Origin of the sequence: Micromonospora sp. C28ISP2-4, assembly GCF_030519385.1 — a bacterium.
GTDB lineage: Bacteria > Actinomycetota > Actinomycetes > Mycobacteriales > Micromonosporaceae > Micromonospora > Micromonospora tulbaghiae.
This window is the reverse complement of record NZ_JAUMKG010000001.1, coordinates 1152277-1175516: the sequence shown is the minus strand read 5'-3', so window position 1 is coordinate 1175516 and position 23240 is coordinate 1152277. Positions and strand designations below refer to the sequence as shown.

Sequence of the window (23240 nt, the reverse complement as noted above, 5' to 3'; positions counted from 1 at the left end):
AAGACAGGCAGAGGAGGAATCGATGAGCATCAAGGTTGATTACGCTGTTCTGGAGAGCAGCAACCAGCAGATGCAGGCCATCTCGCGGACCATCGACGAGAAGCTGGACACGCTGCGGGCGATGCTGACCAAGCTCGAGTGGGAGGGCCAGGACCGGGCCGCCTACCAGCAGCACCAGGCCCAGTGGGACGCCGCCGTGCGGGACATCAACAAGGTCCTGAACGAGATCGGCGGCGCCGTGGGCATCGCGCGCGAGAACTACATGACCACGGAGATGAGCAACTCCAAGGTCTGGGGCAACTGACCCCCGACCGGTCCACGACGGGGCGCAGCGTCAGCAGGACGCCGGCCAGCAGCGCGCCGACGACGGCGACCCAGATCGCGACGGTGCGCTGCCAGGCCAGCGGGTCGACGGGCGGCGCCGGTGGCGGCATAGCGCCCAGCGGCGGGTCCTCCCGGGTGCCCAGCAGGCTGGTGACCGCCCGGTACGGGTTGACCATCCCGAAGCCGACCTCGGCGTTGTGCCCGTCGGGCGGGTTGTCGGCGGTACGGGTCAGCCGGTAGGCGACCTCGTCGGCGCTGATGTCCGGGTGTGCGGCCCGCACCAGCGCGGCCACCCCGGAGACGTACGCGGTGGCGAAGCTCGTCCCGCCCTGCGGCTCGGCGCGGTATCCCGACCCCTGCGGCGCCGGCCCGACGATGTTCAGGCCGGGCCCGGCGATGTCCACATAGTCCCCGCTGACCGAGCTGCCGACGTGCCCGCCCTGCTCGTCGATCCCGGCGACGGCCACGACACCGTCGTACGCCGCCGGGTAGGCCGGCCGGTCCTCCCGGTTCTCCTGCCGGTTGCCGGCGGAGGCGACGACCACCACGTCCTTGCCGAGCGCGTACTGCACAGCGGACTTCAGCGCCGGGTCGTCGAGCGTGACCAGGGACAGGTTGACCACGTCGGCGTCGTGGTCGACCGCCCAGCGGATCGCCTTGCCGATCTCGGCCGGCACGTCCGGGTCGAAGTTCTCCTTGTTCTCGGCCAGCACCCGCAGCGGCAGGATCTTCGCCTCCGGCGCGATGCCGGTGTACGGCGAGCCGGTGCCCTCCCGGCCGGCGATGATGCCCGCGACCATGGTGCCGTGGCCGACCAGGTCGCACTGCCCCTTCAGGCGGACGAGCTGGTTGAAGTCCTCACCCGGCAGCACCCGCCCGCGCAGCAGGGGATGGGCCGGCGACACCCCGGAGTCGATCACCGCGACGGTGATCCCCGCGCCCTTGCCGATCCGCCACGCGGCGGCCGGGTCGAGGCGGCTCAGCGCCCACGGCATCTCCGTCGGCGCGGGACCGCCGGCCGGGCCGCACTTCGGGGCGGCCTGCGCGGGCGCGGGTACCGCCAGCGCGCCGCCGAGGAGGACGGTCGCCGCCGCTCCGGAGAGGACGGACCTGATCCGGTGTCCGGCCCGGACGCGTCCCGTGGTCGCGCCCGGCCGCAAGCTGTCGCGCACGCGGTGAGATTACCCGCCGCGCCCGCCCGCGCGGGCACACGCGGTGCCCGCCCGGTTCACCTGTCGGCGGTGGCGTCCCCGGCCGGCTCGGCGGCGAACAGGGCCAGCAGGGCGCCGACCTGCTGGTCGGCCTCGGCCGGGTGCCGGAAGCGGCCCTTCGGGTTGATCGTGTACTCGTTGCGCCGTCCCACCCGCGTACGCCGCAGGTAGCCCCCGGCCTCCAGGTCGGCGACGATGGCCTGGGCCGCCCGTTCGGTCACGCCCACCTCGTCGGCCACGTCGCGCAGCCGGGCGGTGGGGTTGCGCGCGATCGCGAGCAGTACGTGGCCGTGGTTGGTGAGGAAGGTCCAGTTACGGCGGCTCCCGTCCTCACCTGGTGTGGTCGCCATGGTGGTCATGCTAGGCCCCCTGCGCGGTAGCCCCGACCCGGCGCGGGCCGGCTCGGGAAAGTATGAAATGCGTATCACGAATCTTGACGGGCCCCGAGGTGCGTGTGACCGTGGGTCGCGAGGCCGTTCGGCCTGGTAGTTCCCAGGTAGACGAGGTGAGGGACATGACGCCGAGCACCCCGGAGCAGGCACTGATCGAACTGCGTGCCGGTAACCACCGGTTCGTCACCGGCGCCCCGCAGCATCCGAATCAGGACGCCGGGCACCGGGCGGCGGTCGCCGACGGCCAGCATCCCTTCGCGGTGATCGTCGGCTGTTCCGACTCGCGGCTCGCCGCCGAGATCATCTTCGATCGCGGTCTCGGCGACCTCTTCGTGGTGCGCACGGCCGGGCACACCGCCGGGCCGGAGGTGCTCGGCAGCGTCGAGTACGCCGTCACAGTGCTCGGCACCCCGCTCGTGGTGGTGCTCGGGCACGACTCGTGCGGCGCGGTCCAGGCCGCCCGGGAGGGGTTCCGGACCGGCGCCGCCCAGCTCGGGCACCTGGGCGCGGTGGTGGACGCGGTCTCGCCCAGCCTGCTGCGCGCCGCCCGCCAGGGCGTCGAGGACCTCGACGGCATCGTCGACGTGCACATCGCGCAGACCGTCGAGACGCTGCTGGCCCGGTCCGCCGTCCTGGCCGAGCGGGTGGCTGCGGGGCAGTGCACGGTGGTGGGCATGTCGTACCGGCTCGCCGGCGGCGAGGTGCGGACGGTGGCGCAGGCCCCGGCCCCGCTGCCCGCTCCGGCGGCGCCCGCCGACCCGGCGCTGGCCGGCTGACCCGCAGGGAAGACGGAAAAGGGGCCGCCCGAGGGCGGCCCCTTTCACTGTGTCCGGGTCAGAGCAGCGACATGTGGACGTGGTCGGTGTGGTTCGACGGTCCGCTGTACGAACTCCAGCCGGTGGCCGGGAACCAGATCTGCCGGTTCCAGATGACGTAGTAGATGCCCAGCCGGTCGGCGTTGCGGATGAGGAAGGCGGCGACCTCGTTGCCGTACCGGCGGGTGTCGTTGTTGTGCCAGGGCGCGAAGCCGCTGTTCTGCAACGACCAGTCGCACGCCTTGCCCTTGGGGTGCTCCCACGGCCCGCCGGGCCGGTAGCAGCCCACGAAGCGCTTGAAGCCCGCGCGGCGGACCTCCTTGTACGCGTGCAGCGTGCGCGGGGTGACGCAGCCCGAGGTGGTCGGGTCGTCCTCGCTGCACGACTCGGCCTTCCATCCGCCGTCGGCGGTGCGGCCGGGGGCGATCTTGGCGACCGGTGAGGTGGCGGAGACCAGGCCGCCGGTGAAGCCGAGACCGCCGACGAGCTTCAGCGCGCGCTCGGCCTGCACCTTCTCGCGCTCCATCGCGTTCTTCTGCTTCTCCTGCTCGCGCACCTCGGCGTCGAGCGCGATCTTGGCCTGCTCGGCGCGCGTCTTGACCGCGTTGATGGCGGCCAGGCGCTGCGCGTTGAGGAGGTTCAGCTCGTCCAGGGCGTTGACCCGGCGGACGAACGAGTCGGGCGAGTTGCTCTCCAGCAGCATCGCCATCGCGCCCATCCGGCCGGTCCGGTAGGACTGGGCGGCGAGCTGGTTGACCTGCGGGCTGAGCGCGTCGAGCTCGGCCTGTGCCGTCTTCACCTCGGCCGCCAGCCGCCGCTGGCGGTCCTGCGACTTGGCGAGCTTCGCCTTGGCCTGGAGGAAGTTCCGGTTGGCCGCGTCGATCGCCTCGGTGATCAGCGGCGGTTCGCCGTCCTCCTCGTGGCCCGAGGGGGTGCCGGGGGCCGCCGCGGTGGGTGCCGCGGTCGCCGGGGTCGGCCCGGCCAGCACTGCTAGCGAGGCCAGCACGGCCACCACGGGTGTCAGCCAGCGGCGCAGGGGTGCCGTCACAGTGTTCCCTTCCGTCGGCCGCCGACCGGGTTAGCTGACGGGTTCGGGACGGAAGTGGCCCCTACCGCTGTCGCGGATTCACCCCATGTACCTGGTTCCCCGGCTCGCCCGCGGGCGATTGGGCGGCGGCACCGCTGGCGCCGGTGCGCGCCTTCGGCGGTGACCGGCAGCGAGGTTACCCGACAGCACTCCTGAGGATCTACGTCCGGAAGCCGACCAATAGCGAGATTTCGCCGTGGCGCACCGTGACCAGCGTCGCGTTTGAAATCGATGGTCACGCTGCGGAGTGTCACCATGCGGCCTCCGTGCTCTTCCCGCCGCCGAGCGCCTCCAGCGCGTCGTCCCGTCCGGTCGGCGGCCGGGGCGCGGGCGGCGCCGGCTCCGCGCCGCGCGAGCGCCGTCCGGCGGTGGTCACGACCGCGGCCAGTCCGGTCGTCAGCGGTACGGCGGCGATCAGGCCGAGCGTGGCGACCGCGCTGCGGACGATCTCCTGGGCGAGGAACTCGCTCGTCAGGATCTCGCTCACCGGGCGGGAGTCGGCGACCAGCAGGAGCAGCAGCGGCAGCGAGGCGCCCGCGTACGCCAGCACGATCGTGTTGACGGTGGACGCGATGTGGGCCCGGCCCACCCGGGTCGCCGCCCGGTAGAGCTGCCGGCGGGACAGGCCGGGGTTGGCGTGCGCCAGCTCGGTGACGGTGGCCGCCTGGGTGACCGTGACGTCGTCCAGTACGCCCAGCGAGCCGATGATGATGCCGGCCAGCAGCAGCCCGTGCAGGTCCACGTCGCCCTGGAACATGGACAGCGTGGTGGCGTCCTCGCTGCCGAAGCCGGTCAGGTGGGTGGCGGACGTGGCGAGCAGGCCGAGCACGCCGGTGACCACCAGACTGCCGAGCGTGCCGAGCACCGCCACCGACGTCTGCGCGGTGATCCCGTGGGTCAGGTACAGCACCACGAACATGATCAACGCGGCGCCCACGATCGCCACCAGAAGCGGGGGCTGGCCGGCGCCGATGCCCGGCAGCACGAAGCCGAGCAGGATGGCGAAGCTGGCCACCAGGCCGCCGAGCGCGGCGAGCCCGCGCCAGCGGCCGAACGCCACGATCGCGGCGGCGAAGAGCACCATCAGCCAGATCAGCGGCGTACCGCGCTGGTGCTCGGCGATGTTGTAGGACTTCACCGCCGGGTCGGCCGGGTCGGTCAGTTCGACCAGGACGACCTCGTCGCCGACCGCGACCCGGGGCGCGCCCGGCCCGGCCGGGATCGGCGTCTCGACCTGCCGGCCCGCGTCCGGGCCCTGCTCGGCGGTCACCGTCACGGTGCCGCAGGGGCCACCGCCGCCGTCCGGGGCCTCCGGGGTGGGCGGGCAGGGCTCGGTGACCAGCCGGGTCACGGTGCCGTGGTAGCGGGGGACGTCCGCGCCGCCGACCGGTTCCCGGTCCTGCCGCGGCCAGAGCACCAGCGCCGCGATCACGGTGAGCGCGAACAGCGGCACCACCACGGCGACGAGCAGCCGTCGTACCCCCGGCGGCGCGGCGGGCGCGGGGTGGGTGTGGTCGGCACCCATGGCGTCTCTCCCAACGGTCGCGGCGACGCCTGGTCCGCCGGACCGGTCCGGTCACCGGGCCGGGGCGGACGTGTCGTCCACGTCCGGGGCGTCGCCCGGCCATGGTAGGCAGCCCGGCGGGGCGCTCCCGGACGCCGTGGCCGGTGACACGCGCGGCGCGGGTCAGACCGGCCCGGCCGGTGTCGCCGGTAGGCCGGAGGTCCCCGCTCAGCCGCGCTTCATCAGGCGGCCGACGGCGGCCATCATCTCGGTCGCCATCTCGTCGGCCCGGCCCTCGGCGGCGCCCTCGTGCATGCAGTGCCGGGCGTGCCCGTCGAGCAGGCCCAGCCCGACCTTGTCCAGCGCCGCCTGGATGGCCGAGATCTGCGTCAGCACGTCGATGCAGTAGCGGTCGTCCTCGACCATCTTCTCGATGCCACGGACCTGGCCCTCGATCCGGCGGAGCCGGGCGAGGAGTTGGTCCTTGCTGGCGGTGTAGCCCCGGGTCGGGCTGGACGGCGCGGTCATGAAACCGAGGATAGCGTACCCCTCGGGGGTATGCTAACGTTCCGAACGTACCCCTGGGGGGTATCAGATCGGAGGGCGAGATGGAGACCACCTACCAGGTGAGCGGCATGACCTGCGGGCACTGCGTCAACTCGGTGAGCACCGAGCTGAGCGCGCTGCCGGGCGTCACCGACGTCCAGGTCGACCTGGCCAGCGGCCGGGTCACAGTCACCAGTCAGAACCCGCTGGACGCGGACGCGGTCCGCGCGGCGGTCGACGAGGCCGGCTACGACCTCGTCGGTGCGTGACGGGTCCGACGGACCCGCGACAACCGAGGAGACACCATGAACACGGCGACGAAGCTCAGCGGCTTCGCCCTCGGCCTCGTGGCGGTGTTCGGCGCGGCGTACGGGATCGGCAACCTTGCCGATCCCGTCGCCCCGGCCGCCGAGACCCGCCACGACGACAGCGACAACGACCACGGGGCCGGCGACACCGGCCACGGTGACGAGAGCGGCGCCTCCGCGCACCTGCCCGGCGGGCTGCTCGTCTCCGAACGCGGCTACACCTTCCAGCCCGCCGCCGCCCCGGCCGGGCAGTTCGCCTTCCGGATCACCGGCCCGGACGGCGCACCGGTCACCCGGTTCGAGGTGGCCCACGACAAGCGAATGCACCTGATCGTCGCCCGCCGGGACCTGTCCGGGTTCCGGCACGTCCACCCGGAGATGACCGGCGACGGCACCTGGCGGGTCGCCTCGCCGCTCGGCGGCCCCGGCGTCTGGCGGGCCTTCGCCGACTTCACCCCGGAGGGCGGGGAACCGCTGACCCTCGGCCTGGACGTCACGGTCCCCGGCGACCTGACCGCCCGGCCGCTGCCGGCGCCGGTGACGAGCACCACGGTCGACGGCTACACGGTCACGCTGACCGGAACGCCGGAGCCGGGCCGCACCAGCCGGCTCACGCTCTCCGTCAGTCGCGACGGGCGGCCGGTCACCGACCTTCAGCCCTACCTCGGCGCGTACGGGCACCTGGTGGCGCTGCGGCAGGGCGACCTGGCGTACCTGCACGTGCACCCGGAGGGGACGCCCGGCGACGGCCGCACACCGGCCGGTCCGGCGATCACATTCGCGGCCGAGGTGCCCTCGGCCGGCGCGTACCGTCTCTACCTGGACTTCCGGCACGGCGACGCGGTGCACACCGCCGAGTTCACCGTCCTGGCCGGCGACCAGACCGCGCCGGCGCCCGCCGCGCCGGCATCCACCACCGCACCGACCCCGGACGCCGGACACGGCACCCCGGGGCACGGGCACAGTTGAGCGCCGGAGGTGCCGCGATGACTGCCACGGGAAAGGCGCTGCCCACCGCGCCGAACCTGATCGAACTGGCGATCGGCGGGATGACCTGCGCGTCCTGTGCCGCCCGGATCGAGAAGAAGCTGAACCGGATGGACGGCGTCGAGGCGACTGTGAACTACGCCACCGAGAAGGCCACCGTCCGGTACGCCGACGACATCGCGCCGGCCGACCTGATCGCCACCGTCGAGAAGACCGGCTACACCGCAGTGGTGCCGCCGCCGCCCGAGCAGGCGGAGGCCGCCACGGCCGGGCAGCCGGTGGACGAACTGCGCACCGCGCGTACCCGGCTCTGGGTCTCCGCCGTGCTGACCCTGCCGGTGATCGTGCTCGCCATGGTTCCGGCCTGGCAGTTCGACTACTGGCAGTGGGCCTCGCTCACGCTGGCCGCGCCGGTGGTGGTCTGGGGTGGGCTGCCGTTCCACCGCGCCGCGCTGATGAACCTTCGGCACGGCGCGGCGACGATGGACACGCTCGTCTCGCTCGGCACGCTCGCCGCGTTCGGCTGGTCGCTCTGGGCCCTGTTCCTCGGCGACGCCGGCATGCCCGGGATGAAGCACCCGTTCAGCTTCGACATCACCCGCGGCGACGGCGCCGGCAACATCTACCTGGAGGCAGCCGCCGGGGTGACCGTGTTCATCCTGGCCGGGCGGTACTTCGAGGCCCGGTCCAAGCGCACCGCCGGGTCGGCGCTGCGCGCCCTGCTCGAACTCGGCGCCAAGGACGTGGCGGTGCTGCGCGGCGGGCAGGAGATCCGGATCCCGGTCGGCCGGCTCGCGGTCGGCGACCGGTTCGTGGTCCGGCCCGGCGAGAAGGTCGCCACCGACGGCGTGGTCGAGGAGGGCACGTCGGCTGTCGACGCCAGCATGCTCACCGGCGAGTCGGTGCCGGTCGAGGTGGGGCCCGGCGACGCCGTGGTCGGCGCGACTGTGAACGCCGGCGGCCGGCTGGTGGTCCGTGCCACCCGGGTCGGCGGGGACACCCAGCTCGCCCAGATGGCGCGGCTGGTGGAGCAGGCGCAGACCGGCAAGGCGGCGGTACAGCGGCTCGCCGACCGGATCTCCGGCGTCTTCGTGCCGATCGTGATCGCGCTGGCCGCCGGCACGCTCGGCTGGTGGCTCGGCACCGGCTCCGGGCCGACCGCCGCGTTCACCGCGGCGGTGGCCGTACTGATCATCGCCTGCCCGTGCGCGCTCGGCCTGGCCACGCCGACCGCGCTGCTGGTCGGCACCGGGCGCGGCGCGCAGCTGGGTGTGCTGATCAAGGGACCGGAGGTGCTGGAGTCCACCCGCCGGGTCGACACAGTGGTGCTGGACAAGACCGGCACCGTCACCACCGGCCGGATGGCGCTGGCCGAGGTGCTGCCCGCCGACGGCGAGGACGCCACCGAACTGCTCCGGGTGGCCGGCGCGCTGGAGGCCGCGTCCGAGCACCCGATCGCGCGGGCCGTCGCCGAGGCCGCGGCCGAGGCCGGGACGCTGCCGCCGGTCGGCGAGTTCGCCAACGCCGAAGGGCTGGGCGTGACCGGCACCGTCGACGGCCGGACCGTGGTGGTCGGCCGGGCCCGGCTGCTGCGGGAGCGGGGTCTCGACGTACCCGAGGAGGTCGAGCGGGCGGCGACCGGCGCGGAGGCCGCCGGGCGGACGGCGATCCTGGCCGGCTGGGACGGGCGGGCGCGGGGCGTGCTCGCGGTGGCCGACGCGGTGAAGCCGACCAGCCGGGCGGCCGTCGCCCGGCTGCGTGAGCTGGGCCTCAAGCCGGTGCTGCTCACCGGCGACAACACCACAGTGGCGAAGGCGGTGGCGGCCGAGGTCGGCATCGACGAGGTGATCGCGGAGGTGCTGCCCGCCGACAAGGTCGACGTGGTCGAGCGGCTCCAGCGCGAGGGCCGGGTGGTCGCCATGGTCGGCGACGGGGTGAACGACGCCGCCGCGCTGGCCCGGGCCGACCTCGGGCTGGCCATGGGCACCGGCACCGACGCGGCCATCGAGGCCGCCGACCTGACGCTGGTCCGGGGCGACCTGATGGCCGCGGTGGACGCCATCCGGCTCTCCCGGCGCATGCTGGCGATCATCAAGGGCAACCTGTTCTGGGCGTTCGCCTACAACGTCGCGGCGCTGCCGCTGGCGGCGGCCGGGCTGCTCAACCCGATGCTCGCCGGGGCGGCGATGGCCTTCTCGTCGGTCTTCGTGGTGGGCAACAGCCTGCGGCTGCGGCGCTTCCGCCCGATCGGGTGAGGGGATTGAGCGGACGGCCGGCTGGGTAACCGGTTGTTGTCAGGCAACCGCATCAGTGGAGGTCATCATGGGTCTCGACGACAAGATCGACAACACGTCGCAGGACGCCGCGGGCAAGGTCAAGGAGGGCGTCGGCCGGGCCACGGACAACGAGCGCCTGGAGGCCGAGGGCCGCAACGACCAGGCCGGCGCCAAGCTCAAGCAGGCCGGCGAGAAGATCAAGGACGCCTTCAAGAGCTGAGTACGCGACGCACACACCCACCGGGTCGGCCTTCGGGCCGGCCCGGAGTGCTGTGTACGGACGGTGACGATCCCGAGTGGCGGATCCCACCGTCCACATGGATCCGACGGGACCACCGGGATCGGCGCCGGTACATAGGATGCGAGGCGACCTCGAATGCGGAGGGGCTCCTCGATGGCCGATCCTGCCGACCCGTCCGGCTTCGGCCGGGTGCTGTCCGAAACCAGAGGACTTCCGTTGGCGTTCATCAGTTTCTCCGTCGACGAGTACCGGCTCCCGCTGTTCAACGTGACCGATCAGCGCTACCGGGCTCTCGGCACGTGGCTGATCACAGACGTCTCCGTCTCCTACTCGGCATGCCTTGACGCCCTGCAGATGATCGACGACGTGGCGAACGGCCGTCCGCTCGACGAGGGGTGGGACAGCGACAAGTACGAGGTCGATTTCTCCCCCGCCGGCGTCGAGTTCGTCAACGAGTGGGTCGCGGACGAGCGGGGCCGCTACTCGCTGGACGAGACCCGGGAGGCGGTCGAGTCCTACTGGCGGTTCCTGGCCGGCCGCCCGGAGAACCGCGAACTGATCCGCGAGTACTGGCCCGACCTGCCGCGATGGCAGGCGGAACTGCTCCAGTGGGAGGAGCGGTGGGGCCGGCCGCACCCGTACCGGGGACGGTTGTTCTGACCCGAGGCGGCCCGCGCGGGACTCACCGATCTGCCAGGCGCGCCGCGCGTACCTCCAGGTAACGCCGTTCCGGCAGGCTCGTGGTGGCCCGCGCGGCGGCCAGGTACGCGGCCCGCGCCTCCGCACGGTCACCGGCCATGTCGAGCAGGTGCGCGCGGACGGCGACGAGCCGGTGGTGCCCAGCGGTTCGCTCGTCGGCGTCGAGCGTGGTCAGCAGCGCCAGCCCGGCCCGCGGGCCGTCCACCATGGCCACCGCGACGGCCTGGTTGAGCGTGACCATCGGGTTCGGCGCGACCCGCGCCAGCACCCGGTAGAGCGCGACGATCTGCCGCCAGTCGGTTTCCTCGGCGGTGGGTGCCTCCGCGTGCACAGCGGCGATCGCCGCCTGCACCTGGTACGGCCCCGGCGCCGACCAGGTGAGTGCCTCGGTCACCAGCGCCACCCCTTCGGCGACGGCGTCCCGGTCCCACCGGCTGCGGTCCTGCTCGGCCAGCGGCACCAGCTCGCCGTCCGGCCCGGTACGGGCGGCCCGGTGCGCGTCGGTGAGCAGCATCAGCGCCAGCAACCCGGCCACCTCGCCGTCGTCCGGAAGCAGCCGCCGCAGCTGCCGGGTCAGCCGGACCGCCTCCCCGGTCAGCTCGGCCCGGTGCAGCGCCTCGCCGCTGGACGCGGTGTAGCCCTCGTTGAAGATCAGATAGAGCACGCGCAGCACCGCGCCCAGCCGCTCGTCCCGGTCGGCCGGCGAGGGCAGCGTGAACCGCGCGCCGGCCGCTTCGATTCGCTGCTTCGCCCTGCGGATCCGCTGGCTCATCGTCGCCTCCGGCACCAGGTACGCGCGGGCGATCTCGGCCGTGCTCAACCCGCCCACGGCGCGCAGCGTGAGCGCCACCTGCCCGCTCACCGGCAACGCCGGATGGCAGCAGAGGAACAGCAGCTTCAACGTGTCGTCCCCGCTGGGCGGCTCCTCGTCGGCGGGCGGGGCGACCGCCGCGTACGCGGGCTGCCGGACCGCCACCGCCACCTCGCGTTCCCGGCGGGCGTGCTCGCTGCGCCACTCGTCGGTGAGCCGGCGCGTGGCGACGGTGACCAGCCAGGCGCGGGGGTGGTCGGGCAGGCCCTGTTCCGGCCACTGCACGGCGGCGGCGAGCAGTGCCTCCTGGACGGCGTCCTCGCAGGCGTAGAACTGGCCGTGGCGGCGGACCAGCACGCCGAGGACCTGCGGCGCGAGCGTGCGCAGCAGGTCCTCGACCACAGATGCGGTCACATCTCCGTCCCGGCCTGCTCCATCACCGCGCGCACCTCCAGCACGCCGAAACCGTGCCGTACGTCCGGCCAGCGCGCGGCGATCTCGGCGGCCCGCTCCGGGGTCTCGCAGTCGACAGTCAGGTAGCCGGCGAACTGCTCCTTGCTCTCCATGAACGGCCCGTCGGTGATCTCGACGCCGCCGGCCGCCGGACGGGCCGTGCGGGTCTGCGAGGGGTGGGCGAGCGCCTCGCCGCCGACCAGCTCGCCGGACTCGGTCAGCTCCTTCATGATCTCGTCGGCCTCGCCGAAGATCGCGTTGCGTTCCGCCTCGGACAGTTCCTCCACGAAGCCGGGGCGGTTCCAGATCAGCAGCATGTACTTCACGGTGCACTCCTCGGGTGCGGGCCACCGGCGGTGGCGCCTCGCAGACGGGTCGGAGCCGGTCCGCCCGATCCGACATCATCCCCCGGGAAGTTCAGCGACCACCGCGAAGCGGACGGCGTGCCGGGCGGCCCGGGTCGAGCGAGGCCCGGTCGGCCGCGCTGGTGCCGGAGACCCAGCCCTGCTCGTCGCGCACCTGTAGCCGGTGCCGGGTGGTGCCCGGAAAGAGCTGGTCGACGCGCTCCCGGACGGCGTCGGAGCGGGCCGCGAGCACCGGCAGCAGCCGGTCGTCGTCGAGTTCCTCGGCCGCCGCCGCGCTCGCCTCCCGCAGCCGGTCGCCGATGCGCAGCGCGAACGCGTTGAGGAACGACTCGTCGTAGCCCTTGGTGCGCCGCCCACCGGCCCTGCCTCGCTCACCCCGGCCGCGCAGCATCGCGGCGGTGGCCTGCACGAGCAGCGAGGTGTGCAACAGCTCGACCGCCGCCAGGTCGGCCGGGAAGCCGAGCACCGTGGCGAAACCCAGGTCGTCGGACCACACCGACTCGCACCGGTTCGCCGCCGCCACCTCCTGGATCAGCAGCGCCTTCGCGGCCGCGTACGGGGCGTCGACGCCGATCCGCACGCCGCCCGGGCCGCCCGAGCGTTCGGCTCCGGCGTCGAGCAGCGCCGCGTCGATGCTGTGCCGGGCCATCAGCTCCTGCGCCTTCGCGGTGAACGCCTCCGCCTCGGCCGGGTAGCCGGTCGACTCGGCCTTGGCGAGCAGCGCGCGTACCCGGTCGAGCATCCGGGAACCGCTCGGCGTCGCGGCGGCAAGTGCGGTGCCGGCCGAGCCGGGTGGCGGCCGGAGCGCCGCGATCGGCGGCAGCCCCGCCACCAGGACGACCGCGTCGACCGCGTCCCGCAGCGCGGTGATCCGGTCGCCGTCGGCGCGCCGGTCCAGCCAGCCCGCGTCGTCGTCCCAACGGGCGCCCGTCTCGGTGAGCTGCTCGTCGAACCAGGCGGGAACCGGCCCCGGCAGGGTGCCCCGCTGCGCGGCCATGACGTCGCGCAGCAGCCGGGCGCCGCGCGGGGTGAGCCGCCGGGTGGCGAGCCGGTCCAGGTCGGCGGGCTGCCAGCCACGCGGCCAGAGCCGGCCCACGTCCCGGGTCAGCCGGGCGAGCAGCGCCGCGTCCACGGCCGCGCCGTCGGCCACCACGAGCCCGTCGAGGGCTCGCTCGGCAGCGCGTACGTCGGTGCCGCGTGCGGTCGCGACGGCGGCGTCGAGCAGTCGCTCGGCTGGTGACACGGGTGGCTCTCCCTGGACTCCGACAGGCGGCAGGTCGCCCACCCCGGCACCGACGGTACCCGGCCCGCCCGTTCAACCGTCCGGGCCCGGCGTCCGTACTCCTGCCCGGAGCGGGGCGGGGCGACGGACGGAGATCGACGTGGGCGGGCATGACCGGGGGCTGCACCGGCGACGGCGGAGGTCGCGAACACCGCGGTTCCTGGCGGTGGTCCTGGTCGGCGCCGCGCTCGCCGCCGGCGGGTACGCCGCGCGCCATCCGGACCTGCTGGACCGCATCGAGGTCCGGCGGACCGTGCCGGCGGCGGCATCGAGCGCGCCCGCGCCGGGCGCCCGCCCCACGCCGACTGCCGCGCCGACGCCGGTCCCGGCGGCCGGCCGGGTGGCCCCCGGCATCCGCTACCCGGCCCGGGGCGCCGGCACCTTCCGGACCGCCGACACGGTCGGCGCGGTCGCCGGTAGCTCCGGTGAGCTGCTGCGCTACCGGGTCGCGGTGGAGGACGGCATCCGCAACGTGGACGTGGAACGCTTCGCCCGGGACGTGGCCGCCACTCTCGCCGACCGGCGCGGCTGGACCGGCGACGGCCGGTGGCGGCTGCAACGGGTGGGCCGCGACGACCGGGCCGACTTCACGGTGCTGCTCACCACGCCGGTGACGCGGGGACGGCTCTGCGGCGACCCGGGCGACCGCTACACGTCCTGCCGCAACGGCGACCGGGTCGTGATCAACGTGGCCCGCTGGGTGTACGGGGTGCCGCACGTCAGCGACCTCGACCGGTACCGGCAGTACCTGCTCAACCACGAGGTCGGCCACCGGCTGGGCCGCGGCCACGAGCGCTGCCCCCGCGCCGGCGGCCCGGCGCCGGTGATGGTGCAGCAGACGCTCGGGCTGCACGGCTGCACGCCGAACCCGTGGCCGCTCGTGGGCGGCGAACCGCTGGCCGGCCCGCCCGGCCAGTACGACGACCCGATCCCGGCCGGGGACCGCTGAGGCGGCCCGCCGGGCGGGCCGACGGGTGGCCCGGCCGGGCCGTCAGCGGGAGAAGGCGGACCAGATGTTCTTGGTCTCCTCGGTGGCGTACCAGCCGACGTCGAGCGAGACCGACTGGGCCAGGAACAGACCCCGCCCACCCGAGTCCGTGGGACTGATGTCGGTCAGCTCCGGCACCGAACTCACGTCGTGGTCGGCCACGTCGAGCAGGAACCGGTCGTCGGTGGCGAGCAGCGTGATGATGGTGGGCGGGCGGCCGTGCCGCAGCGCGTTGCTCGCCAGTTCGGTGGCGACCAGCACCACCAGGTGCGGCACCTCGTCGAGGTCCTCACCCTGCACCAGGCCGTGCCGGTTCAGCGCGTCGCGCAGCGAGGCGCGCAGACCGCGCAGATCCTCGGGACTGTCAAGCACCCACCGCTCCAGCTCCGAGGCCTGTGGCGGCGGCGGCGAGGTGCGCAACTGTCCCATGATCTGGCTTTACCCTGCGTAGCCGTTCGCTAAGCAGGTCAGCGCCGCAGCAGCGCGAAGACGCCCCACCCCAGGTACTCGCGCTGGAAGCGGACGAACCGCAGTGGATCCTCGGTGAGTTCCCGGCGCAGTTCCGGGGCCAGTTCGTCGTCCGGGTTGGCGTCCAGCCAGCGGCGCAGGTTCAGCCAGTGCGCCGCGGCGTACCGGTCCCAGCTGTCCTGGTCGGCGAGGACCATCTCGACCAGATCCCAGCCACAGTCGCCGAACGACTCGACCAGGCCGGGCAGATCCTTGAACTCGTCGCGGGACCGGGCGTGCGAGCCGGCGACGGCCTCGTCGTCCGGCGGGTCGCGCCGCCAGTAGGGTTCGCCGACGAGCGCCATGCCGCCCGGCCGCAACGCCCGGTCGAGCAGTTCCAGCGTGCCGGGCACGCCGCCGCCGATCCAGGTCGCGCCGACGCAGGCGGCCACGTCGACCGGCCGCTCCGGGGTGTACGCCGCGGCGTCGCCGTGCACGAACCGGACCCGGTCGGTGACGCCCAGTTCGGCGGCGCGCTCCCGGGCGGCGGCGGTGAAGACGGTGCTGATGTCGACTCCGGTGCCGGTGATCCCGTGGTCGCGGGCCCAGGTGCAGAGCAGTTCCCCCTTGCCGCTGCACAGGTCCAGCAGCTCGTCGTCGGGGCGCAACCGGATCGCGCGGCCCAGCGTGGCCAGCTTGGCCTCGTCGAACGCGTTGAGGATCCGCAGGTCGCCCTCGCGAATGGTGAAGCTGCGTGGCAGGTCCGGTGAGGTCATCCGGAGAGCGTGACGCCGGACGGCCGCCAGTGGCAACCAATTTGCGTCTGTGCTCCTCCGGGCCTGCTGAGGTACCGTCACGGCATGGTGGTCGAGGAACACTGGTGGAACGGCGTCAACAACCCCCGCGGACGGCGTGACGTCTACATCCGCACCGACGGGAGCCAGTGGCAGGTCCAGGCTCAGATCGGCGGGGCATCCGGCCGATCCAAGATCCAGCAGTGCCCGAGCCGCGGCTCGGCGAGCATCCTCGCCGGGGCGTGGCGCGCGAGTGGCTCCGGCTGGCGGGCGATGCCGCGCTGACCGCACGCTCAGTCACGAGGGCCGTGCACCGCGCGGTCGACGAGTGACTCGGCGACCTCGCGCAACTTGCGGTTGGAGTCCTGCGACACCCGGGCCAGGATGGCGAACGCCTCGTCGGCCGAGCAGCGCCGCTGCCCCATGATGATGCCCTTCGCCTGCTCGATCACGGCCCGGTTCTGCATCGCCTCGTGCATCTGCTGCGCCAGCGTGGCCGTGCTCTCGTAGAGGTGGACGTTGGCGAGGGCGATGGCCGCGTACCCGGCCAGTGTCTGCGCCAGCTCGACCTGCTGATCCAGGACGCCTGGTGCGGCGCCGTAGATGTTCAGCGCGCCGACCATCGCCTCCTGGATGGGCAGCCCGATCGACAGCGAACTGGCGGCACCCGCCTCGTGCGCCCGGGCCGCCCACTCCGGCCAGCGGCTCTCCGCCGCCATGTCCGGCACCAGCATGGCGGTGCCGGTGGTGGCCGCGTCCAGGCACGGGCCGCGGCCCTGCGCGTACTGCCACTCGTCGAGGGTCAGCGCCAGCTCACCGGTGTACGCGGCGGTGTACGCCTGCGCGCCCTGGACCAGGGTGACCGACACCTCGGCAGTGCCGGACAGGGTGTCCTTGGCGACCTGGGCGATGGTCGACAGCACCACGTCGAGGTCGACCTCGTCGTACTTGATCCGACCCAGTCTGATCAAGGCTGCGGCGAGATCGGGGTGGGCCTGCGGCATGAGTTGTGACGTCCTCGGGGAAGCGGCGCCGTCGCCCCGGAGGGGCGGACGGCTGGTGTCGGGGTCGGCCCGTGGTGAACGGACCAGCGTCCCGATCCGGACGGATCGGGGCCGGGCGCGCCGCTTCTTGACGCTCGTTCGTGACGCCCGGGACGGGGCGTCGACTACCGGGACAACTCTACGACCCGGCGTGGGTCGGCACGACGGGACGTGCCCAACCGTCGTCGACGGCCGGTGGCGCCGGAGAATCGACAACCTCGAACGCGGTGAGCGTGCCGGTGACGCCGAGGACGCGCCGGACCACCGGGGAGGGCCGGTGCAGGATCAACCGCCGGCCGTGCCGGGTGAGCATCCGCTGCGCCAGCACCAGCGCGTTCGTCCCGTACGCGCCGAAGAAACTGACCGCCGACAGCTCGATCACCACGAGCGGGGCGGACGCCGCGACGGCGGTCTCCACGAGTTCGGTGAGCAGGTGCGCGTTGCTCAGGTCCACCTCGCCGGCCACCGAGATCCGGGTCACGTCGATGCCCGTGTCGCAGCTCAACCACATGATCGGCTCGTCGGGCCGGAACGCGCCCGATGCCGTTGGAACGTGATGACAGCCGAAGACCGGCTGCATGTCGGACATGGCACCCCCACCTCACTGTCCGAGGAGGCTCCCGGCGGGACTCGCCGTGAGCAGGAGGGCACATGTCTTGACCCGTACCCGAAGATACGCCGACCGGGTGGACTTCGCGAGGCGGGACGCGTTCGGACCCGTCCGTCCCGGGTACCGTCATCGGAACGACCACTGCCGATGACCTATGCCAGGACAGGACAAGACAAGACATGGAAGCCCCCCGCATCGACCCCGGCGAAGCCCTCGCGGAGCTGAGCCGGATCCGGCTCGACGAGGTGGCGCTCGACGACGTCCTGGGACGCGTAGCCGAACTGGCGAACCGGGCGGTTCCGGGCAGCGTGGAGGTGTCGGTCTCCCTGGTGCAGGCGGGTGCCAACCGGGCCATCGCCTACACCAGTGACCGGGCGCGCAGGCTCGACGAGTGGCAGTACGAGCACGACGACGGCCCGTGCCTGGACGCCTCGGTCAGCGCGGTGAGCGTCTCGCTGCCCGACCTGAGCGACGAGCCGCGCTGGCCGGAATGGGCCGCGCAGGCCCGGGCGGCGGGCGTGGGGAGTTCCCTGTCGATCGGACTGCCGATCCAGGAGGCGGTGACCGGGGCCCTGAACGTCCACGGCGGCACGCCCCACGCCTTCGACAAGGCGTCCATCGACCTGGCGGAGGAGTTCGCCGCGTACGCCGCGGTGGCGCTCGCGAACGCGCACCTCTACGAGAGCACCGCCACGCTGGCCCGGCAGATGCGCGAGGCGATGCGCAGCCGGGCCGTGATCGAGCAGGCCAAGGGCATCATCATGGGGCAGCGGCGCTGCTCGGCCGACGAGGCGTTCACGCAGCTCGCCAAGCTCTCCCAGGACTCCAACCGCAAGCTGCGCGAGGTGGCCGAGGCGCTCGTCTCGAAGGCCGCCGCCCGCTGACCCGCCCACGTCGTCACGGGGCGTGAAACCGCCGTGAAACCGCGCTGATCCCACCGGCCGTCACGGTTGCGGGTATGACGACGACGAACTCTCCCGGCGCGATGGTCGAGGTGTCCGGGTTGCGCAAGGCGTACCGGAGACAGGTGGTGCTCGACGGTGTCGACCTGCGCGTACCCGAGGCCACTGTCTTCGCCCTGCTCGGCCCGAACGGCGCCGGCAAGACCACCACCGTGCAGATCCTCTCCACGCTGATCCGCCCCGACGCCGGCACCGTCCGGGTCGCCGGCCACGACCTGACCACCGAACCGGACCGGGTACGCGCCGCGATCGGCGTGACCGGTCAGTTCTCCGCCGTGGACGCGCTTCTCACCGGCGCGGAGAACCTGCGGCTGATGACCGACCTGCGGCACCTGGGCCGGGCCGAGGGACGGCGGGTGGTGGACGACCTGCTGGTCCGCTTCGACCTGACCGAGGCGGCGGGCAAGCCGGTGGCGGCGTACTCGGGCGGGATGAAACGGCGGTTGGACCTGGCGATGACGCTCGTCGGCCGCCCCCGGCTGATCTTCCTGGACGAGCCGACGGCCGGCCTGGACCCGCGCAGCCGCCGGGCCATGTGGCAGATCGTCCGGGAGCTGGTGGCCGAGGGCGCCACAGTCTTCCTCACCACGCAGTACCTGGAGGAGGCCGACCACCTGGCCGACCGGGTCGCGCTGCTCGACGGCGGTCGCCTCGTCGCCGAGGGCAGCCCGGCCGAGCTGAAGCGGCTGGTGCCCGGCGGCCACGTACGCCTGCACTTCACCGACGCGGCGCACCTGGCCGCGGCGGCCGGGCTGTTCCCGGCGGCCAGCCGGCACGACGACGACCTCACCCTGCGGGTGCCGGGCGACGGGAGCGTCAGCGGGGTACGGGCGCTGCTCGACCGGCTCGACGACGCCGGTGTCCCCGTCGATTCGCTGAGCCTGCACACCCCCGACCTGGACGACGTCTTCCTGGCCCTCACCGGCCACCCCACCGAGGAGAAGGTGACCGCATGAGCACGCTCGCCCACACCGTCGGGGACTCGGCGACCATGCTGCGCCGCAACCTGAAGCACGCGGTGCGCTACCCGTCGTTGACAGTCATGGTGATCGCCCTGCCGGTGATCTTCCTGCTGCTGTTCGTCTACGTCTTCGGCGGCACGCTCGGCAACGGACTCGGCGGTGTGGCCGGGGGCCGGTCCGCGTACGCCGACTACGTGACACCCGGCATCCTGCTGCTCGCCATGGCCGGTGCGGCACAGGGCACCGCGATCGCGGTGGCCATGGACATGACCGAGGGCATCGTGGCCCGGTTCCGCACCATGTCCATCGCCCGCGCGGCGGTGCTCACCGGCCACGTGGTCGGCGCGGTGGCACAGACGCTGCTGGGGCTGGCGGTGGTGGTCGCCGTGGCGCTGCTGGTCGGCTTCCGGCCGGACGCCGGCCCGGCGCAGTGGCTCGCCGCCACCGGGCTGCTGACCCTGACCGCGTTCGCGATCACCTGGCTGTCGGTCGCGCTGGGCATGGTGCCCAAGAGCGTGGAGAGCGCCAGCAACCTGCCCATGCCGCTGCTGCTGCTGCCGTTCCTGGGCAGCGGGTTCGTGCCGACCGACTCGATGCCCGCGTGGCTCGGCTGGTTCGCCGAGCACCAGCCGTTCACCCCGATCATGGAGACGCTGCGCGGACTGCTCCTGGCCGGCCCGGTCGACGGCGGTGACGCGGTCGCGGCGGTGGCCTGGTGCGCCGGGATCAGCCTGCTCGGCTACCTGTGGGCGCGCCGGCTGTACGACCGGGATCCGTCCCGCTGAGTTCCGCCACGGCGGCGAGCCGCAACTCGTCGTGGTCGAGGGCGGCATACGACGCGCGGGCCGCGTCGTACGCCGCCCCGTCCGCGTCGCGTGCCGCCCGGCGGGCCGCCGCCGAGGACATGGTGGGCTGGAAGTTCCGCAGGTAGCCGAAGCGTTCGGCGAGCGCGACCAGCCGGGCACCGGCGGCCTTGTCGCCGGTGCCGCCCGACCTGTCCAGCTCGACCAGGGCGAGGGCGAGCAGCAGTGCCCCGTGGATCGGCAGCTGCACGAGAAAGCCGGGCGGTTCGGCGATCGGGTCGGCAAGCAGCGTCACGCTGCGGCGGCGCAGCGAGTCGGCGAGCCCCGGCACCAGGTCCAGCCGGCCGTGCCGGGCGTGTGCCGCCAGCGCTGCCGCCCGGATCTCCAGATGCCACGGCGCGTCGCCGGGCGGGCCGGACCAGATGAGCGGGTTCGACGGTTGCCGCAACCCGTCCAGCGCCTCCCGCCAGCCGGCCAGTCCGGCCTCGACATCGCCCCGGGCCAGCGCGAACTCGGCCCGTATGCCGCGTTCGTACGCCCGCATGCCGTACTGGTCGTCCGGCACCGGCGGGGCGTCGTACCGGCTGTCGCAGGCGTCGGTGGTGGCCAGCCGCAGCCAGCGTTCCGCCTCGTCGACGTCGCCCAGCGCCAGGTTGACCAGCACCAGACTCCAGCGGATCTGGAGGCGGTCCCACCACGGGCCGGAGTCGGCCAGCAGGTCCAGCGCGGCGGTGAGGTTGTCCCGGGCCTCCGCCGAGCGCTCGGCCTGCATGCAGAGTTCGCCGACCCGGGAGTGGGCGAGCACCAGCAGCCACCGCAGCGGCCGGTGCGCCACCGCGTCGAGCATCCGCCGGGCCGCGTCGAGCGCGTCGTCAGGCCGCCCGGCCTGCTCCGACAGATAGCTGGCCAGGGCGTCCGCCATCGCGGCGACCAGCGGTTCGCGGTGCGCGCGCAGCGCGGTGAGCACGGCCGGGTCGGCGTCGATCTCGGGGAGCGCGCCCAGCACCACCGCCATCGCACCGGTGACGGTGTCCGGCGGGGGCGGCGGCAGGCGGCGCAGCACCAACAGCGAGCGGGTCGAGCGGCGTCCGGCGATCATCAGGGTGTGCGCCACGCCGAGCACGGCGACGGTACGGACCGGTGCCACGAACTCCGGCGCCGGACGGTAGTGGGAGAGCAGGAAGTCGGTGTCGGCGACCAGCGCGAGCATCCTGGTGTAGCTGGTGTCGAGCGTCCACACCGCCGCCAGCGCGGCGGCGACACCCGCCACTGTCGGCGCGTCGGACCGGGCCAGGGCCAGGCGCAGGGCGGCGACCAGGTTGTCCTGCTCGGCGCGGACCGTCGCGACGGCGGTGAACGGCTCGGCGCCGAGCAGCGCCTCGTGGTGCCCGAGGCCGAACTCGCGGGCCCAGGCGAGGAACGCCGCCAGGACCTGCTCGTCCTCGCCGGCCTCGGTGCGGCGGGCGGCGCCGAATTTCCGCACCGTCTCCAGCATCCGGAACCGGACCGCGTCCGGCGTCTCCTCCACCCGCAGCAGTGACTGGTCGACCAGGTGTTCCAGCACCGGCAGCGCGTCCTCGCCGAGCACCCGGTCCGCCGCCGCCGCGCTGAACCCGTCCGGGAACACCGACAGCGCCCGCAGCGCCGCCCGCCCCTCCGGCCGCAGCAGGTTCCAGCTCCAGTCGACCACCGCGTGCAGCGTGTGGTGGCGCGGCGGCGCGTCCCGGGGGCCGCCGCGCAGCAGCCCGAACCGGTCGCCGAGGCGGCGGGCCAGCTCGGGCACGCTCATCGCCCGCACCCGGGCGGCGGCCAGCTCGATCGCCAGGGGCATCCCGTCCAGGTGCCGGCACACCTCGGCCACCTGGTCGGCGGGCAGCACCACGCCCGGCCGGGCGGCGCGGGCCCGCTGCGTGAACAGCTGCACCGCCGTGTCCAGCGGCAGTTCGGGCAGCGCGTGCACCGCCTCCGAGGTCAACCCCAGCGGGGTACGGCTGGTGGTCAGCACCCGCAGCTCCCTGGTCGCCGCCAGCAGTGCCGCCACCAGCTCGGCGACGCCCCGGACCACCTGCTCGCAGTTGTCCAGCACCAGCAGCACCGGCCCCGTTCCGAGCGCCGCCACGATCGCGGCGACCGGGTCGGCGGGCACCGGTAGCGCGCCGACCGGCCCGGCGACCGGCTCCCCGACACCCAGCGCCGCCGCGACCGCCTCCGGCACGTCGCCGTCGGCGGTGACCGCGCCGAGTGCCACCAGGCGTACGCTGCGCTGCGGCGCGCGCCGGGCCACCGCGTACGCGAGCCGGGTCTTGCCCAGCCCGCCCGGGCCGACGACGGAGACCACACGGGAGCCGGCCAGCAGGGACTCCACCGAGGCCAGGTCGGCGTCGCGGCCCAGCAGCGGGTTCGGCTCGTACGGGATGCCGGGCCGGGCCAGCCGGCTCTCGCCGTCGAGCAGTTCCCGGTGCAGCTCGCGCAACGCCGCTCCCGGCTCGGCGCCCAGCTCGTCGCGGAGCGAGCGGCGGTAGTCCTCGTACCGGGTCAGCGCCGCCGACCGGCTCGTCACAGCTGCCTCGCAGCGGAGCAGTTCGGCCAGCAGCTCCTCGTCCTGCGGACCCCCGGCGGCCAGCGCGGCGAGACCGGGCAGCGCCTCCGCGGGCCGGCCGAGCCGGGACAACGCGAGCGCCCGCGCCCGGGACAGTTCCCGGTACGTGGCGGCCCGGTCCGCGCGCAACGCGGTGAGCGGATCGCCCTCGCCCGGGTCGTCGCCGGGCGGACCGGCCCAGTACGCGAGTCCCGACTCCGCCTCGGCCAGCGCGGCGGCGTGCTCACCCGCGCGGGCGTGCCGCGCCGCCGCCGCGGCACGTAGCAGCACCGCCGCCGCGTCCACCTGCGCGTCGGTGAGCGCCAGCCGGTAACCGGTGGCGGTCCGGACGATCAGGTCGGCACCCAGCTCGGCGCGGGCCCGGGACACCAGGATCTGCAACGCCTTCACCGGATGCCGGGGCGGATCGTCAGGCCAGAGCGCGTCGACGAGCGCGCCGGTGCCGCAGCCCGGCCCGAGCCGGCCGGCCAGGAGCGCCAGCAACCCGCGCAGCCGGGCGCCGCCCACCGGCACACCTCGGCAGACCACGTCCGACAGCAGGGTCAGTTCGGTGGTCACCGCGCCAGCGTAGGCGGCGGACCGGCCCGTCACGGTCCCCGCGCCGACGAGCCGGCGTCTGAGAAGCGGCGGTGCGTGGCGTGACCCGGATCACCGGCCACGGAGGCGGCGTGAAAAGCGCGTCAAGAAACCGCGGCCGCGCGTGATGGTCGCGTCAAAGCCCCTGTCGGCCC

25 protein-coding genes and 1 riboswitch are annotated in these 23240 nt (G+C 73.9%); of the genes, 12 read left to right on the top strand and 13 right to left on the bottom strand.

The window, feature by feature from the left end; all coding sequences use genetic code 11:
* The first annotated feature begins 22 nt into the window (after window positions 1-22).
* On the top strand, window positions 23-304 hold the full coding sequence (locus Q3W68_RS05620; protein WP_013283773.1) for a WXG100 family type VII secretion target: 282 nt from the start codon (window positions 23-25) through the stop codon (window positions 302-304).
* On the opposite strand, the gene mycP is transcribed toward Q3W68_RS05620, so the two are convergent.
* Together mycP and Q3W68_RS05610 are read right to left on the bottom strand one after the other, a co-directional pair.
* The gene (gene mycP, locus Q3W68_RS05615) at window positions 207-1496 is read right to left on the bottom strand and encodes a type VII secretion-associated serine protease mycosin (RefSeq protein WP_302904403.1); all 1290 of its coding nucleotides are present in this window, start codon (window positions 1494-1496) and stop codon (window positions 207-209) included. The genes Q3W68_RS05620 and mycP overlap by 98 nt on opposite strands.
* Window positions 1497-1552: 56 nt before the next feature.
* Window positions 1553-1894 carry a MarR family winged helix-turn-helix transcriptional regulator gene (locus Q3W68_RS05610; protein WP_302904402.1) on the bottom strand — a complete coding sequence of 114 codons (342 nt, stop codon included), beginning with the start codon at window positions 1892-1894 and terminating at the stop codon, window positions 1553-1555.
* Window positions 1895-2049: 155 nt separating this feature from the next.
* Here Q3W68_RS05610 and Q3W68_RS05605 point away from each other — a divergent pair, with 155 nt between their 5' ends.
* Window positions 2050-2703: a carbonic anhydrase gene (locus tag Q3W68_RS05605; protein ID WP_302904401.1), complete on the top strand. Its 654-nt coding sequence runs from the start codon at window positions 2050-2052 to the stop codon at window positions 2701-2703.
* Between the two features lie 58 nt (window positions 2704-2761).
* On the opposite strand, the gene Q3W68_RS05600 is transcribed toward Q3W68_RS05605, so the two are convergent.
* From Q3W68_RS05600 to Q3W68_RS05590, 3 genes are all read right to left on the bottom strand, one after another.
* Window positions 2762-3790, bottom strand: a complete 1029-nt coding sequence (locus Q3W68_RS05600; RefSeq protein WP_216931787.1) for a hypothetical protein — start codon at window positions 3788-3790, stop codon at window positions 2762-2764.
* Between the two features lie 3 nt (window positions 3791-3793).
* A riboswitch (cyclic di-AMP (ydaO/yuaA leader) is annotated at window positions 3794-3925 on the bottom strand.
* Between the two features lie 154 nt (window positions 3926-4079).
* Entirely contained in the window at window positions 4080-5354 is a 1275-nt protein-coding gene (locus Q3W68_RS05595) for a YibE/F family protein (RefSeq protein ID WP_302904400.1), read from the bottom strand.
* Between the two features lie 207 nt (window positions 5355-5561).
* Window positions 5562-5861 (bottom strand): metal-sensitive transcriptional regulator, encoded by a 300-nt coding sequence (locus Q3W68_RS05590; protein WP_013283780.1) that lies wholly within the window; start codon window positions 5859-5861, stop codon window positions 5562-5564.
* 80 nt (window positions 5862-5941) lie between these two features.
* On the opposite strand from Q3W68_RS05590, the gene Q3W68_RS05585 reads away from it, so the two are divergent.
* From Q3W68_RS05585 to Q3W68_RS05565, 5 genes are all read left to right on the top strand, one after another.
* Entirely contained in the window at window positions 5942-6148 is a 207-nt protein-coding gene (locus Q3W68_RS05585) for a heavy-metal-associated domain-containing protein (RefSeq protein WP_120571952.1), read from the top strand.
* 36 nt (window positions 6149-6184) lie between these two features.
* Window positions 6185-7156, top strand: a complete 972-nt coding sequence (locus Q3W68_RS05580) for a hypothetical protein (protein WP_302904399.1) — start codon at window positions 6185-6187, stop codon at window positions 7154-7156.
* A gap of 17 nt (window positions 7157-7173) precedes the next feature.
* Window positions 7174-9429, top strand: a complete 2256-nt coding sequence (locus tag Q3W68_RS05575; RefSeq protein ID WP_302904398.1) for a cation-translocating P-type ATPase — start codon at window positions 7174-7176, stop codon at window positions 9427-9429.
* A gap of 67 nt (window positions 9430-9496) precedes the next feature.
* Complete coding sequence (locus Q3W68_RS05570) at window positions 9497-9670, top strand: CsbD family protein (RefSeq protein WP_116511121.1); 174 nt, start codon at window positions 9497-9499, stop codon at window positions 9668-9670.
* Window positions 9671-9844: 174 nt separating this feature from the next.
* Window positions 9845-10351 carry a hypothetical protein gene (locus Q3W68_RS05565; RefSeq protein WP_302904397.1) on the top strand — a complete coding sequence of 169 codons (507 nt, stop codon included), beginning with the start codon at window positions 9845-9847 and terminating at the stop codon, window positions 10349-10351.
* Window positions 10352-10373: 22 nt separating this feature from the next.
* On the opposite strand, the gene Q3W68_RS05560 is transcribed toward Q3W68_RS05565, so the two are convergent.
* From Q3W68_RS05560 to Q3W68_RS05550, 3 genes are all read right to left on the bottom strand, one after another.
* A complete protein-coding gene (locus Q3W68_RS05560; RefSeq protein WP_302904396.1) occupies window positions 10374-11615 on the bottom strand; it encodes an RNA polymerase sigma factor in 1242 nt (413 codons plus the stop codon).
* Window positions 11612-11971 (bottom strand): YciI family protein, encoded by a 360-nt coding sequence (locus Q3W68_RS05555; RefSeq protein ID WP_302904963.1) that lies wholly within the window; start codon window positions 11969-11971, stop codon window positions 11612-11614. Before Q3W68_RS05555 ends, Q3W68_RS05560 begins: the two co-directional genes overlap by 4 nt.
* A gap of 100 nt (window positions 11972-12071) precedes the next feature.
* Window positions 12072-13262 (bottom strand): DUF2786 domain-containing protein, encoded by a 1191-nt coding sequence (locus tag Q3W68_RS05550; protein WP_302904395.1) that lies wholly within the window; start codon window positions 13260-13262, stop codon window positions 12072-12074.
* Between the two features lie 205 nt (window positions 13263-13467).
* On the opposite strand from Q3W68_RS05550, the gene Q3W68_RS05545 reads away from it, so the two are divergent.
* Window positions 13468-14250: a DUF3152 domain-containing protein gene (locus Q3W68_RS05545; RefSeq protein WP_302904394.1), complete on the top strand. Its 783-nt coding sequence runs from the start codon at window positions 13468-13470 to the stop codon at window positions 14248-14250.
* A 42-nt stretch (window positions 14251-14292) separates the two neighbouring features.
* On the opposite strand, the gene Q3W68_RS05540 is transcribed toward Q3W68_RS05545, so the two are convergent.
* On the bottom strand, window positions 14293-14718 hold the full coding sequence (locus Q3W68_RS05540; RefSeq protein ID WP_302904393.1) for an ATP-binding protein: 426 nt from the start codon (window positions 14716-14718) through the stop codon (window positions 14293-14295).
* Between the two features lie 38 nt (window positions 14719-14756).
* Window positions 14757-15512, bottom strand: coding sequence for a cyclopropane-fatty-acyl-phospholipid synthase family protein (locus Q3W68_RS05535; protein ID WP_302904392.1), 756 nt, complete (start codon window positions 15510-15512; stop codon window positions 14757-14759).
* Between the two features lie 84 nt (window positions 15513-15596).
* Here Q3W68_RS05535 and Q3W68_RS05530 point away from each other — a divergent pair, with 84 nt between their 5' ends.
* Window positions 15597-15815, top strand: coding sequence for a hypothetical protein (locus Q3W68_RS05530; RefSeq protein WP_302904391.1), 219 nt, complete (start codon window positions 15597-15599; stop codon window positions 15813-15815).
* Between the two features lie 8 nt (window positions 15816-15823).
* On the opposite strand, the gene Q3W68_RS05525 is transcribed toward Q3W68_RS05530, so the two are convergent.
* On the bottom strand, window positions 15824-16534 hold the full coding sequence (locus tag Q3W68_RS05525; protein ID WP_302904390.1) for a GAF and ANTAR domain-containing protein: 711 nt from the start codon (window positions 16532-16534) through the stop codon (window positions 15824-15826).
* A gap of 178 nt (window positions 16535-16712) precedes the next feature.
* Window positions 16713-17162: an STAS domain-containing protein gene (locus Q3W68_RS05520; protein ID WP_302904389.1), complete on the bottom strand. Its 450-nt coding sequence runs from the start codon at window positions 17160-17162 to the stop codon at window positions 16713-16715.
* A gap of 200 nt (window positions 17163-17362) precedes the next feature.
* On the opposite strand from Q3W68_RS05520, the gene Q3W68_RS05515 reads away from it, so the two are divergent.
* The 3 genes from Q3W68_RS05515 to Q3W68_RS05505 all read left to right on the top strand — a co-directional run bounded on the left by Q3W68_RS05515 (window position 17363) and on the right by Q3W68_RS05505 (window position 19892).
* Complete coding sequence (locus Q3W68_RS05515; protein ID WP_302904388.1) at window positions 17363-18067, top strand: GAF and ANTAR domain-containing protein; 705 nt, start codon at window positions 17363-17365, stop codon at window positions 18065-18067.
* A gap of 74 nt (window positions 18068-18141) precedes the next feature.
* Window positions 18142-19101, top strand: a complete 960-nt coding sequence (locus tag Q3W68_RS05510; protein ID WP_302904387.1) for an ATP-binding cassette domain-containing protein — start codon at window positions 18142-18144, stop codon at window positions 19099-19101.
* Window positions 19098-19892 (top strand): ABC transporter permease, encoded by a 795-nt coding sequence (locus Q3W68_RS05505; protein ID WP_302904386.1) that lies wholly within the window; start codon window positions 19098-19100, stop codon window positions 19890-19892. The genes Q3W68_RS05510 and Q3W68_RS05505 overlap by 4 nt, the downstream gene beginning before the upstream one ends.
* Here the strand turns inward: Q3W68_RS05505 and Q3W68_RS05500 are convergent.
* Window positions 19834-23067, bottom strand: coding sequence for a BTAD domain-containing putative transcriptional regulator (locus tag Q3W68_RS05500; protein ID WP_302904385.1), 3234 nt, complete (start codon window positions 23065-23067; stop codon window positions 19834-19836). The genes Q3W68_RS05505 and Q3W68_RS05500 overlap by 59 nt on opposite strands.
* Window positions 23068-23240: the final 173 nt, after the last annotated feature.

Excerpts from the sequence above, each read along its gene's own strand:
- Q3W68_RS05525 (WP_302904390.1), bottom strand. The coding sequence starts at position 16,534 with ATGCCGCAGGCCCACCCCGATCTCGCCGCAGCCTTGATCAGACTGGGT.
- Q3W68_RS05620 (WP_013283773.1), top strand. The coding sequence starts at position 23 with ATGAGCATCAAGGTTGATTACGCTGTTCTGGAGAGCAGCAACCAGCAG.
- Q3W68_RS05535 (WP_302904392.1), bottom strand. The coding sequence starts at position 15,512 with ATGACCTCACCGGACCTGCCACGCAGCTTCACCATTCGCGAGGGCGAC.
- Q3W68_RS05575 (WP_302904398.1), top strand. The coding sequence starts at position 7,174 with ATGACTGCCACGGGAAAGGCGCTGCCCACCGCGCCGAACCTGATCGAA.
- Q3W68_RS05580 (WP_302904399.1), top strand. The coding sequence starts at position 6,185 with ATGAACACGGCGACGAAGCTCAGCGGCTTCGCCCTCGGCCTCGTGGCG.
- Q3W68_RS05555 (WP_302904963.1), bottom strand. The coding sequence starts at position 11,971 with ATGCTGCTGATCTGGAACCGCCCCGGCTTCGTGGAGGAACTGTCCGAG.
- Q3W68_RS05595 (WP_302904400.1), bottom strand. The coding sequence starts at position 5,354 with ATGGGTGCCGACCACACCCACCCCGCGCCCGCCGCGCCGCCGGGGGTA.
- Q3W68_RS05590 (WP_013283780.1), bottom strand. The coding sequence starts at position 5,861 with ATGACCGCGCCGTCCAGCCCGACCCGGGGCTACACCGCCAGCAAGGAC.
- Q3W68_RS05605 (WP_302904401.1), top strand. The coding sequence starts at position 2,050 with ATGACGCCGAGCACCCCGGAGCAGGCACTGATCGAACTGCGTGCCGGT.
- Q3W68_RS05530 (WP_302904391.1), top strand. The coding sequence starts at position 15,597 with ATGGTGGTCGAGGAACACTGGTGGAACGGCGTCAACAACCCCCGCGGA.
- Q3W68_RS05510 (WP_302904387.1), top strand. The coding sequence starts at position 18,142 with ATGACGACGACGAACTCTCCCGGCGCGATGGTCGAGGTGTCCGGGTTG.
- Q3W68_RS05505 (WP_302904386.1), top strand. The coding sequence starts at position 19,098 with ATGAGCACGCTCGCCCACACCGTCGGGGACTCGGCGACCATGCTGCGC.
- Q3W68_RS05570 (WP_116511121.1), top strand. The coding sequence starts at position 9,497 with ATGGGTCTCGACGACAAGATCGACAACACGTCGCAGGACGCCGCGGGC.
- Q3W68_RS05610 (WP_302904402.1), bottom strand. The coding sequence starts at position 1,894 with ATGACCACCATGGCGACCACACCAGGTGAGGACGGGAGCCGCCGTAAC.
- Q3W68_RS05515 (WP_302904388.1), top strand. The coding sequence starts at position 17,363 with ATGGAAGCCCCCCGCATCGACCCCGGCGAAGCCCTCGCGGAGCTGAGC.
- Q3W68_RS05585 (WP_120571952.1), top strand. The coding sequence starts at position 5,942 with ATGGAGACCACCTACCAGGTGAGCGGCATGACCTGCGGGCACTGCGTC.
- Q3W68_RS05520 (WP_302904389.1), bottom strand. The coding sequence starts at position 17,162 with ATGTCCGACATGCAGCCGGTCTTCGGCTGTCATCACGTTCCAACGGCA.
- Q3W68_RS05540 (WP_302904393.1), bottom strand. The coding sequence starts at position 14,718 with ATGGGACAGTTGCGCACCTCGCCGCCGCCGCCACAGGCCTCGGAGCTG.
- Q3W68_RS05565 (WP_302904397.1), top strand. The coding sequence starts at position 9,845 with ATGGCCGATCCTGCCGACCCGTCCGGCTTCGGCCGGGTGCTGTCCGAA.